General features: G+C 71.5%; 13 protein-coding genes. 5 read left to right on the top strand and 8 right to left on the bottom strand.

Translation table 11 applies throughout. From position 1 onward, the window contains the following. Window positions 1-40: 40 nt before the first annotated feature. Entirely contained in the window at window positions 41-691 is a 651-nt protein-coding gene (locus tag AB0F52_RS22090; RefSeq protein ID WP_013229531.1) for an L-threonylcarbamoyladenylate synthase, read from the bottom strand. Between the two features lie 289 nt (window positions 692-980). Between AB0F52_RS22090 and AB0F52_RS22085 the strand changes: the two genes are divergently transcribed. Further along, the gene (locus AB0F52_RS22085; protein ID WP_360173876.1) at window positions 981-2,954 is read left to right on the top strand and encodes a M6 family metalloprotease domain-containing protein; all 1,974 of its coding nucleotides are present in this window, start codon (window positions 981-983) and stop codon (window positions 2,952-2,954) included. Between the two features lie 280 nt (window positions 2,955-3,234). On the opposite strand, the gene prmC is transcribed toward AB0F52_RS22085, so the two are convergent. Continuing rightward, complete coding sequence (gene prmC / locus AB0F52_RS22080) at window positions 3,235-4,101, bottom strand: peptide chain release factor N(5)-glutamine methyltransferase (RefSeq protein ID WP_086840672.1); 867 nt, start codon at window positions 4,099-4,101, stop codon at window positions 3,235-3,237. Between the two features lie 102 nt (window positions 4,102-4,203). Between prmC and AB0F52_RS22075 the strand changes: the two genes are divergently transcribed. The 4 genes from AB0F52_RS22075 to AB0F52_RS22060 all read left to right on the top strand — a co-directional run bounded on the left by AB0F52_RS22075 (window position 4,204) and on the right by AB0F52_RS22060 (window position 7,258). After that, on the top strand, window positions 4,204-4,446 hold the full coding sequence (locus AB0F52_RS22075) for a hypothetical protein (protein WP_360173871.1): 243 nt from the start codon (window positions 4,204-4,206) through the stop codon (window positions 4,444-4,446). A 121-nt stretch (window positions 4,447-4,567) separates the two neighbouring features. Beyond that, entirely contained in the window at window positions 4,568-5,572 is a 1,005-nt protein-coding gene (locus tag AB0F52_RS22070) for a glycosyltransferase family 2 protein (RefSeq protein WP_103344254.1), read from the top strand. After that, complete coding sequence (locus tag AB0F52_RS22065) at window positions 5,569-6,000, top strand: GtrA family protein (RefSeq protein ID WP_360173867.1); 432 nt, start codon at window positions 5,569-5,571, stop codon at window positions 5,998-6,000. The genes AB0F52_RS22070 and AB0F52_RS22065 overlap by 4 nt, the downstream gene beginning before the upstream one ends. Further along, window positions 5,993-7,258 (top strand): mannosyltransferase family protein, encoded by a 1,266-nt coding sequence (locus AB0F52_RS22060; RefSeq protein WP_360173864.1) that lies wholly within the window; start codon window positions 5,993-5,995, stop codon window positions 7,256-7,258. Before AB0F52_RS22065 ends, AB0F52_RS22060 begins: the two co-directional genes overlap by 8 nt. A gap of 55 nt (window positions 7,259-7,313) precedes the next feature. Here the strand turns inward: AB0F52_RS22060 and prfA are convergent, their stop codons facing one another. The 6 genes from prfA to AB0F52_RS22030 form a co-directional block, all read right to left on the bottom strand. Beyond that, complete coding sequence (gene prfA / locus AB0F52_RS22055; protein WP_360173861.1) at window positions 7,314-8,384, bottom strand: peptide chain release factor 1; 1,071 nt, start codon at window positions 8,382-8,384, stop codon at window positions 7,314-7,316. A gap of 76 nt (window positions 8,385-8,460) precedes the next feature. Continuing rightward, window positions 8,461-8,691 (bottom strand): 50S ribosomal protein L31, encoded by a 231-nt coding sequence (gene rpmE / locus AB0F52_RS22050; protein WP_086863515.1) that lies wholly within the window; start codon window positions 8,689-8,691, stop codon window positions 8,461-8,463. 184 nt (window positions 8,692-8,875) lie between these two features. After that, entirely contained in the window at window positions 8,876-10,897 is a 2,022-nt protein-coding gene (gene rho / locus AB0F52_RS22045; protein ID WP_360173857.1) for a transcription termination factor Rho, read from the bottom strand. Window positions 10,898-11,307: 410 nt separating this feature from the next. After that, window positions 11,308-12,192: a homoserine kinase gene (thrB, locus tag AB0F52_RS22040; protein ID WP_360173854.1), complete on the bottom strand. Its 885-nt coding sequence runs from the start codon at window positions 12,190-12,192 to the stop codon at window positions 11,308-11,310. After that, on the bottom strand, window positions 12,189-13,250 hold the full coding sequence (gene thrC, locus AB0F52_RS22035) for a threonine synthase (protein ID WP_285985936.1): 1,062 nt from the start codon (window positions 13,248-13,250) through the stop codon (window positions 12,189-12,191). The genes thrB and thrC overlap by 4 nt, the downstream gene beginning before the upstream one ends. Further along, the gene (locus AB0F52_RS22030; RefSeq protein WP_360173850.1) at window positions 13,247-14,572 is read right to left on the bottom strand and encodes a homoserine dehydrogenase; all 1,326 of its coding nucleotides are present in this window, start codon (window positions 14,570-14,572) and stop codon (window positions 13,247-13,249) included. Before AB0F52_RS22030 ends, thrC begins: the two co-directional genes overlap by 4 nt. Between the last annotated feature and the right edge of the window lie 3 nt (window positions 14,573-14,575).

Genomic DNA, 14,575 nt, shown 5'->3' with positions numbered 1-14,575 from the left:
CGACACGCTATCGTGCCGCGGAAATCCCGGAGATCCGGCTTCAGGCCAACGATTCCGCGGGTACACCGAGCACCTCCGCGATGGCTTCCTTGCCGACCGCGCCCTCGCGCAGCACGACCGGCTCGGTGCCGGTGAGGTCCACGATGCTCGAGGCGACGGCCTCACCGCTCGACCCGCCATCGAGGTACACCGCGACCGAATCGCCGAGCTGCTCCTGGGCTTCCTGCGCGGTGCTGGCGGGCGGCCGCCCGGAGACGTTCGCACTCGAGACGGCCATCGGGCCGACGTCACGCAGCAGCTCGAGCGCGACGGGGTGCAGCGGCATCCGCAGCATCACGGTGCCGCGGGCGTCGCCGAGGTTCCACTGCAGGCTCGGGGCGTGCGGCAGCACGATGGACAGGTCGCCGGGCCAGAAGGCTTCGATGAGCGCCCGCGCCTGCGGCGGCACCCCGAGCACCAGCCCGTCCACAGTGGACCAGGACCCGACGAGCACGCCGACCGGCATGTCCGGGCCGCGGTTCTTGGCACGCAGCAGCGCCTGCACCGCGCCGGCGTCGAAGGCGTCGGCACCGATGCCGTAGACCGTGTCGGTCGGCAGGACGACCAGCCTGCTCGACCGCACCGCCCCGGCCGCCGCGGCCAGCCCGTCGGCCCGGGTCTCCCGCTTGCTGCAGTCGTAGACCACGCTCATGGGGGCCAAGGGTAGTCCGGCCGGTCGCGGGGGCGTTCGCCGCGTCACGCCGGCCCGGTCCGGTCCGCCGGCACCGCGGATGCGGTGAATGACTCATTCCTGTCGTCGGAGGACATGAATGAGTCATTCACGGCGTCGCGGGCGGTCCCGGCGGCGTGACAAACCGGCCAGACTTTCGTCGTGGGGCAAGCGGGTAAACCTCGCCGCGAGGCGGAACCACGACAGTGCGGCTCAATACGGTCGATCTTCGGGAACCACCACCCGTGGGTTCCCAGTGAAGGAGCCGCACATGCGCCCCAGCACCCCGAAAGCACTCGCCCTGCTCGCCGCGGTCGCCGTCCTCACCGGGCTCGGCACCGGCACCGCCGCGGCCGAACCGCTCACCCGGGGCTGGCCCGCCCCGATCGATGCCGCGCACTGGGAGAACCAGGACCACATGACCTGGTCCGACTACCGCAAGGTGCCCGGCACGAACTGGGCCGATCCGAACCTCAAGCCGACCCAGCGCACCTTCAAGGGCGCCGTCGTGCTCGCCGACTACCCGGACCAGGACTTCGTGGTCACCCGTCCCGCCAACTCGACCGTGTTCGGCAACCCCGCGCCGACGGCGGCGAACATCCCGCGGGCGAACGTCGCGAAGTACTACCAGGACTTCCTCAACAAGCCCGAGGCCCTCAACAACGGCCACACGATCAACGAGTACTGGATGGAGGACTCCGGCGGCCGGTTCGGCGTGCAGCTGACCGCCTTCGGGCCGTACCGGATGCCCGGGAAGTCCTTCGAGTACGGCATGGAGTTCCAGCCGAGCGCGTGCCCGCCCGGCGCGAACTGCGCCCGCGACCTGCGCAAGGACGCCGGGGACGCCTGGCGCGCCGACGTCGGCGACGCCGCGAAGCAGTTCGACTTCGTCTTCTACCTCTCCGCAGGCCAGGACGAGAGCTCGACCTGGCAGGAGTTCGGCGAGATGAAGTTCGGGACGAAGGAGAACGTGCCCGACAGCTTCGGCCCGCCCAACCACGACCTGCCGAACTACGCGGCCACCCGGTACGTGCCGTGGACGTCGTGGGCGTCGGCCGCCAGCATCTGGCCGAACGCCCAGGACGGCAGCTCGGTGCAGGCCGAAAGCTCCGGTCAGTCGACCTACGCCCACGAGTTCAGCCACATCCTGGGCATCGGCGACAACTACAACAACCCGTTCGGCGTCCCGCCTTCGCGCAGCTACAGCGGCCCGTGGGACATGCTGTCGCGCGGCACGTTCAACGGCCCCGGCGGCCCGCACACGCGGTGGCAGATCCCGGCGACGCAGGGCAGCTCGATGGGGGCCCAGCACCAGCTGCGCAACAAGCTGAAGCTCGGCATCGTCGACCCCGCCGACGTGCTGCGGCTGGACCGCGCCGAGCTGGCTGCTTCGGGGCCGGTGTCGGCGCGGTTGACGGCGCGCGAGGCCGAGGCGCAGCCCGGCGCGTTCACCGGCCTGAACATCACGCTCACCGGCGGCGACAAGGCGCCCAGGTGCGACCGGTCGAAGGACCCCTTCTGCGACGGCGGCGGCTACGACAACTACACCGTCGAGGTCGTCGACCGGATGGGCGCGGACTCCTTCGCGCCCGACTCGGGCGTGCTGATCACGAAGACGAAGAACCAGGACAACGCCCCGTTCGACTGGGTGATCGACGCCAACCCGCGGGACATCGGCATCACCGACTACACGAAGCCGGACGGGACGCCGGTGAAGATCACCATCGGTGACTACCGGCAGCTCAACGACGCCCTGTTCAAGGCGGGCACCGAAGCGGCGAGCCCGTACGAGTACACCGACGAGGCGAACCGCCTGCGGTTCCTGATCACCGACGTGGCCCGCGACCGCCACGGGATCCTGTCGTACACGGTGACGGTGGCTTCGCTGGACGGCTCGGGCGGCCAGGCCCGCGGGGCGGCGCTGACCCCGGCCCTGCCGGCCATCGCCCGGGGAGGCCTGGCCACCTGCGAGTTCGGCCTGCTGAACACGGGCTCGGCCCGGGGTGCGAAGGCACCGTACGACACGGACACGTACCGCCTGAGCGTGTCGACGGACGCCCGGGGCTGGGAGGTCCGCCTCCCGAACGAGCTCACCACGGCGAAGTTCGGCGGGCACGTGAAGGTGCCGTCGAACGCGAAGCGCGGCCAGGGCGGCGACTTGGCGGCGAGGGTGAAGCTGACGGCGACATCGGTGAGCGACCCGTCGAAGACGGCGACGGCGAGCTGCACGGCGTTCGGTTTCTGAGCGCCGCGCGGGTTTCACCGGCCGGGTGAACGTCGCGAATGACTCATTCGGGACCTCGGAGGTCCCGAATGAGTCATTCGCGACCTGCGGGTTCGCCGGGTCGCGGGCGCGGGCGGGGGCGCGGGCGCGGCGAGCAGCCTGCGCGGCGGCGTGCGAGCCCGCTGTGCCGAGGTTGTGCACAGGGCCGCCGTGATGTGGACAGCGAAGCCGAAGAAAGCCCTTTTCCCGAATTTCCGTCGGACGTCGCCGATACGCTGGACCCGGGGGGCGCCCCCGCGGGTCAGCCCAGCCGGCGGGCGGTGACGAACCGGGCGCGGCCCGTCAGGTCCGCGTGGCCCTCGACCCCGGTCAGCACCCGGCGGGCCCGGACCAGGGCCGGGACCGCCGAACCGTGCGTGTCGTCGTGCTCGATCGCCAGGCCGCCGCCCGGGCGCAGCAGCCTCGCGCCCGCCGCGATCGCGTGGCGGATCACCGCCAGGCCGCTCTCCTCCGCGAACACCGCGCGCGGCGGGTCGTGCTCCGCGACCTCCGGGGGCACCGGGGTGCCCTCCGGGACGTACGGCGGGTTGCACAGCACCAGGTCGACCAGGCCGTCGAGCTCGGCGAACATCGTCGGGTCGCCGATGTCGCCCGAATACAGCCGGATCGGGGTGTTGCCCGCGTCGGCGTGCACGTCCGCGTTGTGGCGGGCCCAGGCCAGCGCCTGCGGGTCGATGTCGACCGCGTAGACGACCGCGTCCGGGCGCGCGTGGGCCACCGCCAGCGCCAGCGCGCCGGAGCCCGTGCACAGGTCCACCACCACCGGGAACTCGCGGCCCTGCAGGAACTTGACGCCCCACTCGAGGAGCAGCTCGGTCTCCGGCCGCGGGACGAACACCCCGGCGCCGACCGCGACCGTGATGTCGCCGAGCGCGGCCCAGCCGGTCAGGTACTGCAGGGGGATGCGCTTGGCGCGCTGCTGGACGAGCTGGCCGATGGCCTCGATGACCGGCGGGTCGACCAGCGGCACCATCGGCAGCCGGCCGCGTTCGACCCCGAGCACGTGCGCGGCGATCACCTCGGCGTCGAACCGCGGCGAGGCGACGCCCGCGCGCTCGAGGATCCGGGTGGCCTCGATGATGGCCAAGCGCAGCGGCTGCCGATTCACTCGTCGTCCTTCACCTCGTCGAGCCTGGCACACCAGGCGGAACTCCCCCGTGAGGACACGCGCCGGTCCTACCCGACCAGCGTATCGAGGCACCCGCACGGTTTGGCCGACAAGTACCCCGCCGGCTCGGTGCCGATCGTGCCGCCGCGGGAGCCGTTCGCGCCGGCCCAGCAGGTTGCCACGCTCGACGGGCGGGAACCAGCCGGAGTTCGCCGAGGTCGGCGCGGACTTCGGCAGCCGGAGCCGGCGGCCGATGCCACCCTCGACCTGCCGGCCGAGCTGTTCCGCACCGGCCGCGAGCCCGGCGGCGGCCACTTCGCTCCCCGGCCGGCCGGGGTGGGCTGACCCGGGTCCGGGGATCGCGCCCGGTGCGGATCTTCTAGGATGCAGGGCACCAGGACGGGGGAATCGCCTGCTCGACGGCGCCGCCCGCACCTTCGACACCGAAACTCCGGGGAGCCCCGCAGTGCCCACAGAGCCGATCACCCGCCGGGTGGCGTTCATCTTCCCGATCTACAACGAGGAAGAGAACATCGACCTGCTGCACCGGACCGTGGACGAGGTGACCGCCCCCCTCGCCGGGAAGTACGACTTCAGCTTCCTCTACGTCGACGACGGCAGCCGGGACGGCTCGCTGGCCAAGCTCACCGAGCTCAGCGCCCGCGACGATCGGGTCACCGTGGTCGAGCTGTCCCGCAACTTCGGCCACCAGATGGCCGTCACCGCCGGGCTGGACCTGGTCGACGCGGACGCCGTCGTCATCATGGACAGCGACATGCAGGACCCGCCGCGGGTGGCGCTCGAGCTGATCGAGAAGTGGGAAGAGGGCTTCGACGTCGTCTACGCGCAGCGGCGCTCGCGGCAGGACTCGGCGTTCAAGAAGCTGACCGCCGGCGGGTTCTACTGGTTCCTGCGGAAGATGGCCGCGGTCGACATCCCGAAGAACACCGGCGACTTCCGGCTGATCGACCGCAAGGTGGTCGACGAGCTGCGCAAGTACCGCGAGCGCGACCGCTTCCTGCGCGGGCTGGTCAGCTACATCGGCTTCAAGCAGACGGCCGTGCTGTTCGACCGCGACAAGCGGCACGCCGGCGTCACGGGCTACCCGCTGCGCAAAATGCTGCGCTTCGCCGCCGACGGCATCCTCGGCTTCTCGGTGACGCCGCTGCGGATGATCACGCGCATGGGGTACCTGATCTCGTTCCTGAGCTTCGTCGGGGTCCTCTACGTCGGCGGCGTAAAGCTGTTCGCCCCGCAGACCGCGGTGCCCGGCTGGGCCTTCCTCGGGATCGCGATGTTCTTCCTCGGCGGGATCCAGATCATCATGCTCGGCGTGCTCGGCAGCTACATCGGCCGCACGTACTCCCAGGTGCAGAACCGGCCGCTCTACGGCGTCGCGTCGGTGCGCACCGGCCCCGGGGTGCCGGTCGAGGCCCGCGAGGGCGCCGAAGCGGGAAGAAGCGCCCGGTGAAGCTGATTTCGGCGACCCAGCTGCGCTTCGGGCTGGTCGGCGTGGGGAACACCCTCGTCGACGCCCTCGGCTACGCGCTGCTGGTGACGCTGGGCGTCCCGCTGTTCGTGGCGAACTTCATCTCGACGACGGCGGGCATGCTGCTCAGCTTCACCCTGAACCGGAACTTCACCTTCCGCGCGAAGGACGGCGACGTCCGCCGCCAGGCGCTGCTGTTCTTCGGCGTCACCGCGTTCGGGCTGTGGGTGGTGCAGGCGGCGATCATCTTCGCCGTCACCGCGGCGTTCCCCGGGGTGAACCTGCTGGTCCCGAAGTTCGCCGGGATCGCGGTCGGCCTGGTCTGGAACTACGTGCTCTACCACAAGGTCGTCTTCCGGCAGCGGCCCGCGGCGGCCGAGCCGCCGGTCGCCGAGGTCACGCATGACTAGGACGGCCGTCCCGTCCCGGCTCGCCGACGAGGTCGAGCCGGAACGTGCGGAACCGGCCCCCGCCGGTCGCTGGGCCTGGCTGAACGGCGACTACGCCCGCGTCTTCGCCGTGGTGCTGGCCTGGAACGTGGTGCTGCTCGCGGTGGCGTACCTGTTCGCGCCGTCCAGCCCGGTCGACGAGGGCATCCCGAAGACGGGCATCGGCTCGACGATGAGTCTCCTGGCGCACACCTACCGCTGGGACGCCGGCAACTACGGCGAAATCGCCGTGCACGCCTACACCGGCAGCTACGCCCCGACGCGGGCGTTCTACCCGGTGTTCCCGCTCCTGGTCTGGCTGGTGCAGACGGTCAGCTTCGGCACGCTCGGCCTGCTCGCCGCCGGCTTCGTGGTCAACCTGGTGGCCACCTGGCTGGCCGCGGTGGCGCTGCTGAAGATCGGCCGTCACTTCTTCGACGGCGAGCGGGCCCCGTGGCTGGTCGTCGCGGCGTTCCTCACCGCGCCCGCCGCGTTCTTCCTGCACTCGTTCTACAGCGAGGCGGTGTTCTGCGCGCTGGGCTTCTGGGCCTACCTGTTCGCGCTGCGCCGCCAATGGCTCTGGATGGGCCTGACGCTCATCCCGCTGACGGCCTCCCGCATCACGGCGGCGGTGTTCGTCGGCCTGTGCTTCCTGGAGTTCTGGCGGTCGAAGGACTGGAAGCCGCGCGGCCTGCTGTCGGCGAACGTGCTGTGGTTCCCGGCGGCGTTCCTCGGCCTCGGCGGCGTGCTGGTCGCCATGAAGATCCAGACCGGGGACTTCTTCGCCAGCTTCAACGCGCTCAAGGGCGTGCGGGAGTGGTCGTACCACCAGTTCAACCCGAACATCCTCGGAACGCTCTGGCGCGAAGCCAAGATCACCGGCCACGCGCTGCTCGGGGACACCCCGATGGACGCGTGGACGTTGATGAGCCACGTGCTGCCGATGATCGGCCTGGCGCTGCTGTTCGCGTCCTCGGTGTACGTCCTGGTGGCGCTGCGCGCGAAGGGTGTCCCGCTGGCGCTGTTCGGGTTCGCGTCGATCGTGATGCTGACGATGAACAACAACGTGGTGTCGGTGCACCGCTACCTGCTGCCGTGCCTGGTGATGTACGTGGCGCTGGTCCTGTTCGGCGAGCGGCGCCCGAAGCTGCGCGGCGCGGTGCACGTGGTCCTGTACGCGAACGCGCTCGTCTGCGGGATGATCTACCTGCGCTTCATCACCGGCTTCTGGTCCGGCTGAGCGGCCCGGGCACCCCAGCAGGTCCGCCTCGGCCTGCTGGTCGCCCCCGCTGCCGTCAGCCTGACTGAGCCGCCAGGCGCTCCTCGCGGTCCGCGGTCGCCAGGGCGTCCAGCACGCCGTCCAGGTCGCCGTCGAGGACCTGGTCCAGGTTGTACGCCTTGTAGTTCACCCGGTGGTCGGAAATGCGGTTCTCCGGGAAGTTGTACGTCCGGACGCGCTCCGAGCGGTCCACCGTGCGGACCTGCGAACGGCGGGCGTCGGACGCCTTCGCCGCCGCCTCCTCCTCCGCGACCGCCTGCAGGCGGGCCTGGAGCACCTGCAGCGCCCGGGCGCGGTTCTGGATCTGGGACTTCTCGTTCTGGCAGGACACCACGATGCCCGTCGGCAGGTGGGTGATCCGGACCGCCGAGTCGGTCGTGTTGACGCTCTGGCCGCCCGGGCCCGACGACCGGAACACGTCGATGCGCAGGTCGTTGGGGTCGATCTCGACCTCGACCTCCTCCGGCTCGGGGTAGATCAGCACGCCGGACGCCGAGGTGTGGATGCGGCCCTGCGACTCGGTCGCCGGCACGCGCTGGACGCGGTGGACGCCGCCCTCGAACTTCAGGCGGGACCACACCCCGTCCGCGGCGGCCGCCTTGGTCTTGATCGACAGCGTCACGTCCTTGAAGCCGCCCAGGTCGGAGTCCACCGAGTCGAGGACCTCCGCCTTCCAGCCGTGGCGCTCGGCGTAGCGCAGGTACATGCGCAGGAGGTCGCCGGCGAACAGGGCCGACTCCTCGCCGCCCTCGCCGGACTTGATCTCCATCACGACGTCGGAGCCGTCGTACGGGTCGCGCGGGAGCAGCAGTTCGGTGAGCCTCGACTCGAGGTCGGGGATCCGCGCGGCCAGCACCTCGGCCTCGGCGGCGAACTCCGCGTCCTCCGAAGCCATCTCCCGCGCGGCCGAGAGGTCGTCGCGGACGGTGTCCAGCTCGTGGACGGCCCGCACCACCGGCGACAGCTCGGCGTAGCGGCGGCCGAGCTTGCGGGCGCGCGCCTGGTCGGCGTGCACCGCCGGGTCCGCGAGCTGGGTCTCCAGCTCCGCGTGTTCGGCGAGCAGCCCCTTGAGCGAGCTCGAATCCACCTCTGCCACCTCTCAGCCCGGGTCAAGACGAGAAACGGCGCCCACCCGCGCGAGCGGGTGGGCGCCGTGCAAAAAGCTACTTGGCGTCGGCGTCCTTCTTCTGCCGCTTGCCGTAGCGAGCCTCGAAGCGCGCGACCCGGCCACCGGTGTCCATGATCTTCTGCTTGCCCGTGTAGAACGGGTGGCAGTTCGAGCAGATCTCGACGTGGATGTTGCCGCTGGTCTTGGTGCTGCGCGTGGTGAAGCTGTTGCCGCAGTCGCAGTTCACTTCGGTGACTACGTACTCGGGGTGAATGCCGCTCTTCATGGTGTCCTCTCTCGTTGGCTCCGGGTCCCCAGTCGTTCCCACGGGGTGAACCGGCGCCGGACTTCAGCGGGTAATTCTGCCAGACGGGCTGACGAGTACTGGAACGTACCCCGCTGACCAGCTATTCCCGGCGCGGAAGGGCCTCCCCGGGCACGCCGGGAAGGCCCTTCCGCAGGGCCAGGACTCAGTCGTCTTCGCCGCCACCGAGGGCGGTCTTCGACACCTGCATCAGGAACTCGGTGTTCGTCTTCGTCTTGCGCAGCCGCGAGATCAGCAGGTCGATGGCCTGCTGCGAGTCGAGCGCGTGCAGCACCCGGCTCAGCTTCACGGTCACGGCCAGCTCGTCCGGGTTGAGCAGCAGCTCGTCCTTGCGAGTACCGGACGGGTTGACGTCGACGGCCGGGAACACCCGGCGCTCGGCGATCTTCCGGTCGAGCTTGAGCTCCGCGTTACCGGTGCCCTTGAACTCTTCGAAGATGACCGTGTCCATCGTCGAGCCGGTCTCGACCATCGCCGTGGCGAAGATGGTCAGCGAGCCGCCGTTCTCGATGTTGCGCGCCGCACCCAGGAACCGCTTCGGCGGGTAGAGCGCGGTCGAGTCGACACCACCGGACAGGATCCGGCCGGATGCCGGGGCCGCCAGGTTGTAGGCCCGGCCCAGGCGGGTGATCGAGTCGAGCAGCACGACGACGTCGTGGCCCATCTCGACCAGGCGCTTGGCCCGCTCGATCGACAGCTCCGCGACCGAGGTGTGGTCGGCCGGCGGCCGGTCGAAGGTCGAGGCGATGACCTCGCCCTTCACCGAGCGCTGCATGTCGGTGACCTCTTCCGGACGCTCGTCGACCAGGACGACCATCAGGTGGCACTCGGGGTTGTTCGTGGAGATCGCGTTCGCGATGTCCTGCATGATCGTGGTCTTACCGGCCTTCGGCGGCGACACGATCAGGGCGCGCTGCCCCTTGCCGACCGGCATGATCAGGTCGATCACGCGGGTGGTGAGCTTGTGCGACTCGGTCTCGAGGCGCAGCCGCTCGTTCGGGTACAGCGGGGTCAGCTTGGTGAAGTCGGGGCGGCGCTTGGCCTCGTCCGGCTCCAGGCCGTTGATCGAGTCGACGCGCACCAGCGGGTTGAACTTCTGCCGCTGCTGCTCGCCGTCACGCGGCTGCCGCACGACGCCGGTGATGGCGTCACCGCGGCGCAGGCCGTACTTGCGGACCAGCGACAGCGAGACGTACACGTCGTTCGGGCCGGCGAGGTAGCCGGAGGTCCGCACGAACGCGTAGTTGTCGAGCACGTCCAGGATGCCCGCCACGGGCAGCAGGACGTCGTCGTCGCGGATCTCGGTGTCCGGCGAACCGCCCTCGCGCTGGCCGCCACCGGTGCCCCGGCGACGGCGATCGCGGAAGCGACGGCCGCGACGGCCGCCTTCCTCGTCGTCGTCCGGCTGCTGGTTGCGGTTGTCCTGCCCGCCGCGGTTGCCGTCCTGCTGGTTGTTGCGCTGGCGGTTGCCGTCCTGGCGGTTGCCGTCCTGGCGGTTGCCGTCCTGGCGGTTGCCGTCCTGGCGGTTGTCCCCGCGGTTGTCGCCGCGGTTGCCACCGCCCTGGCGCTGCTGGTCGCGGTTGCGGTCGCCCTGCTGGCGGTCGCCGCCCTGACCCTGCTGGCGGTCGCTCTGACCCTGCTGACGGTCGCCCTGTCCCTGCTGGCGGTCGCCCTGCTGGGCGTCGGGCGATCCGGCGGCCCGGTTGGACCCGCGGCGACGGCGGCTGCGGCCACCCTCCTCGGGCTGGCCGTCCTGCGGGGTGTCCTGCCGGTCCTGCTGCGGGCGCTCGGCCTGCGGCTGGGCGTCCGACGGCGCGGACGCGGGCGCCTCGGCCTTCGGCTCCGGCTTGGTCTCCGCCGGAGCGGCGGGCGCCTCGGCCTTCGCCTTGGGGGCCGCCTTCGGCGGCTCGCCGACGCCTTCCAGCGGCAACGTCTCGGCCGCCGCACGCGGCTTGCGGGACTTGCCCTGGCGCTCACGGATCGCGGCGATCAGATCGCCCTTGCGCATGCCCGTCGTCTCGCCGACGCCGAGCTCCCCAGCCAGCGAACGCAGTTCGGCGACGGTCTTACCGGTCAGCCCGCCGACCGCCCGCTTGGGAGCGGGGGCCGTGCCGTTCGATCCGGCCGTGTCGCTACCCACGTCGCTCAAAAGATCGGTGTTGCTCACACATGTCCTTCCTGACCGATCCACGCCTCCAGGCGGATCAGCGGACTGCCGCTCGCTTCTGATCGCGAACCGGCGTAATTGCCCCCCGATACGCGAGATGAGCTCTTCGGCCGTGCGGAACACAGCTGGAGCGCCTCCACCACAGGGGTTTGCGTCCTCCATTCGGAGGACACGGAATTCGGCACCGCCGAGACCGGAAACCCGCCTGCGTCCCTCCGCGTTACCCCGCGTGCCAGGCGGTGCGGATTCGGCGGATCGACGAAGGATGCGATCCGGGGGAATCCCCGGGACCGGCATCGGGTGCGGAAACGCACGGTGATCGAACGCCCCCGAGGGTAGACCGCAGCGGTGCCGGGTGCAACAACCACCCCCCGCGTGGCGGGCGTGGCGGCGGGCACGTGACCCACCCTTTACTGAGCCGCAACCCGCACGCCCGCAAGATCCACGGGCAGCTCGAAGACGTCGAAGGCCTCAACGCCCACCTCCGGCGGAAGTATTCCCGTGGTGGTCAGGGCGAGCACCGTGGGACCGGCGCCGGAAACGGCGGCGGCCACGCCGCGTGCACGGAGCGTCGCCACCAGCTCCGTGCTCGCCGGGTACGCGGGGGCGCGGTAGCCCTGGTGCAGGCGGTCTTCGGTGGCCGGGAGCAGGAGCTCGGGCCGCGCCGTGAGCGCGTGGACGGCGAGCGCGGCGCGGCCGGCGTTGTGCGCGGCGTCGGCGTGCGGCACGACCGCGGGCAGCAGGCCGCGCGTGGTCGCGGTGGCCGAGCGGACCGAGGGCACGGCCACGACCGGCCGGATCGACGGGTGCGGCGTGAGCCGTTCGGCGTGGAAGCGGCCGGCGTCGCACCAGGCCAGGACCAGGCCGCCGAGCAGGCTGGCCGCGGCGTTGTCGGCGTGGCCTTCGAACCCGGCGGCCAGCTGCAGCGCTTCGGACGCGTCGAGTTCCCGGCCGGCGAGGGCGTACCCGGCGGCCACCCCGGAGACCACCGCGGCCGCGGACGAGCCGAGGCCGCGCGCGTGCGGGATGGCGTTGGAGCAGCGCAGGTGCAGGCCGGGCGGCTCGACGCCGAGGTGCTCACAGGTGGTGCGGATCGCCCGCACGACCAGGTGGGTCTCGTCGGTGGGGACGTCCGCCACGCCACCGGCGCCGGCGTCCTCCACCTCGACCTTGAGCCCGGAGCCGGTGACCCGCACTTCGACGACGTCGTACAGGCTCAGGGCCATCCCGAAGGCGTCGAAGCCCGGCCCGAGGTTCGCCGTGGACGCGGGAACGGTGACCGTGAAGGCACTCACCGCAGGTCCAGCGCCGCCGCGACCGCCGAGGGGTCCACGGCGAGGGGTTCGACCTCGACGTTGCCCGCCAGCGCCGTCTGCGGGTCCTTCAGGCCGTGTCCGGTGACCGTGCAGACGACCCGGGAACCGCGCGGGAGCCGGCCGTCGGCGGCCGTGGCCAGCAGGCCCGCCACGCTGGTGGCCGACGCCGGCTCGACGAAGACGCCTTCGCGGCCGGCCAGCAGCCGGTAGGCCTCGAGGATCTTCTCGTCGGTGACGGCTTCGAAGAGCCCGTCCGACGCGTCCTTGGCCTTCACGGCGGCGGTCCAGGACGCCGGGCTGCCGATCCGGATCGCCGTCGCGATCGTGTCCGGGTCGCGCACCGGCTCGCCGTGCACCAGCGGCGCCGCACCGGCCGCCTGGAAGCCGAACATCCGCGGCGTGTTCTTCACCACACCGTCGGCCGCGTACTCCGAATACCCCGCCCAGTAGGCGGTGATGTTCCCCGCGTTGCCGACCGGCAGGCAGTGGATGTCCGGTGCCGTGCCGAGCACGTCGCAGATTTCGAAAGCCGCGGTCTTCTGGCCGGCGATGCGCACCGGGTTGACCGAGTTGACCAGGGTGACCGGGTAGTCGGCGGCGGTCTTGCGGGCCAGTTCGAGGCAGTCGTCGAAGTTGCCGTCGACCTGCAGGATGCGCGCGCCGTGCAGGACGGCCTGGGCGAGCTTGCCCATGGCGATCTTGCCCTGCGGCACCAGCACGGCGCAGGTGAGCCCGGCGCGGGCGGCGTAGGCCGCGGCCGAGGCGGACGTGTTGCCGGTCGACGCGCAGATCACCGCCTTGAGGCCGCTGGCCAGCGCGTGCGTGATGGCCACGGTCATCCCGCGGTCCTTGAACGAGCCGGTCGGGTTGGCGCCCTCGACCTTGAGGTACACCTCGCAGCCGGTCAGCTCGGACAGGTGGTGGGCGGGCAGCAGCGGCGTGTTGCCCTCCCCGAGCGTGACGACCCGCGCCCCGTCCGGGACCGGGACGCGGTCCCGGTACGCCTCGATGAGTCCCGGCCAGGGCTGCCTGATCATGCGTCTTCGCCTTCCACGCGCATCACGCTGACAACTTCGTGCACGACATCCAGCCGGCCGATCTCGTCCACAGTGGACTGAAGAGCCGCGTCGGGTGCCTGGTGCGTCACCACGACCAGGCTCGCGCGGTCGCCGACGTCGCTCTGGCGCACCGCCGCGATGCTGACGCCGTGGCCGGCGAACGCCTGCGCCACCTGGGCGAGCACGCCGGCGCGGTCGGCGACGGACAGGCTGACGTGGTACCGGGTCGGCGTCTGCCCCATCGGCCGCACCGGCAGGGCCGCGTGCGCGGATTCGCGCGGGCCGCGGCCGCCGACGACCCGGTTGCGGGCCACCGCGACGAGGTCGCCGAGCACCGCGCTCGCGGTCGGCGCACCGCCCGCGCCCTGGCCGTAGAACATCAGCTCACCGGCCGAGTCGGCCTCGACGTAGACGGCGTTGAACGCGCCGCCGACCCCCGCGAGCTGGTGGCTGCGCGGGATCATCACCGGGTGCACGCGGGCGGACACCGACTCGACGCCGTCGTCGTCGATGACCCGCTCGCAGATGGCCAGCAGCTTCACCGTGCGCCCGAGCCCCCGGGCCGCCGCGAGGTCGGAGGCGGTGACGTCGGCGATGCCCTCGCGGTGCACGTCCGACGCCGTCACGCGGGTGTGGAAGGCGAGGGAGGCGAGGATCGCGGCCTTCGACGCGGCGTCGTAGCCGTCGACGTCGGCGGTCGGGTCGGCCTCGGCGTACCCGAGCCGGCTGGCCTCGTCGAGCGTCTCGGCGTAGCCCGCGCCGGTGGAATCCATCGCCGAGAGGATGTAGTTCGTGGTGCCGTTGACGATGCCCATCACGCGGGTGATCCGGTCGCCCGCGAGGGATTCGCGCAACGGCCGCAGCAGCGGGATCGCCCCGGCCACCGCGGCCTCGAAGTAGAGGTCGGCGCCCGCGGCGTCGGCCGCTTCGAACAGGTCCGCGGAGTGCTCGGCCAGCAGCGCCTTGTTCGCCGTGACGACCGACTTCCCGGCCTTCAGCGCGGCGAGCAGCCAGCCGCGCACCGGCTCGATGCCGCCGACCAGCTCGACGACGACGTCGACGTCGTCGCTGGTCACGAGCTTCTCGGCGTCGGCGGTCAGCAGCTCCGGCGGCAGCTCGGGGTGCTTGTCCGGGCGGCGGACGGCGATGCCGGCCAGCTCGACCGGGGCGCCGGCCCGTGCGGCCAGCTCCCCCGCCTGCTCGGTGAGCAGCCGGGCGACCTCGCCGCCGACCGTCCCGCAGCCCAGCAGCGCGACCCGGATCGGACGTCGTTCGGCTGCGGGCAGTTCGGAAGCAGACACGGT

The organism is Amycolatopsis sp. NPDC024027 (assembly GCF_040638975.1).
In the GTDB taxonomy this organism is placed as follows: domain Bacteria; phylum Actinomycetota; class Actinomycetes; order Mycobacteriales; family Pseudonocardiaceae; genus Amycolatopsis.
This window is presented reverse-complemented; position numbering and strand designations above follow the sequence as displayed.

What these genes read in the sequence shown, in the direction of transcription:
- AB0F52_RS22085 (WP_360173876.1), top strand. Translation starts at nt 981, where the DNA reads ATGCGCCCCAGCACCCCGAAAGCACTCGCCCTGCTCGCCGCGGTCGCC.
- rpmE (WP_086863515.1), bottom strand. Translation starts at nt 8,691, where the DNA reads ATGAAGAGCGGCATTCACCCCGAGTACGTAGTCACCGAAGTGAACTGC.
- AB0F52_RS22090 (WP_013229531.1), bottom strand. Translation starts at nt 691, where the DNA reads ATGAGCGTGGTCTACGACTGCAGCAAGCGGGAGACCCGGGCCGACGGG.
- AB0F52_RS22060 (WP_360173864.1), top strand. Translation starts at nt 5,993, where the DNA reads ATGACTAGGACGGCCGTCCCGTCCCGGCTCGCCGACGAGGTCGAGCCG.
- thrC (WP_285985936.1), bottom strand. Translation starts at nt 13,250, where the DNA reads ATGATCAGGCAGCCCTGGCCGGGACTCATCGAGGCGTACCGGGACCGC.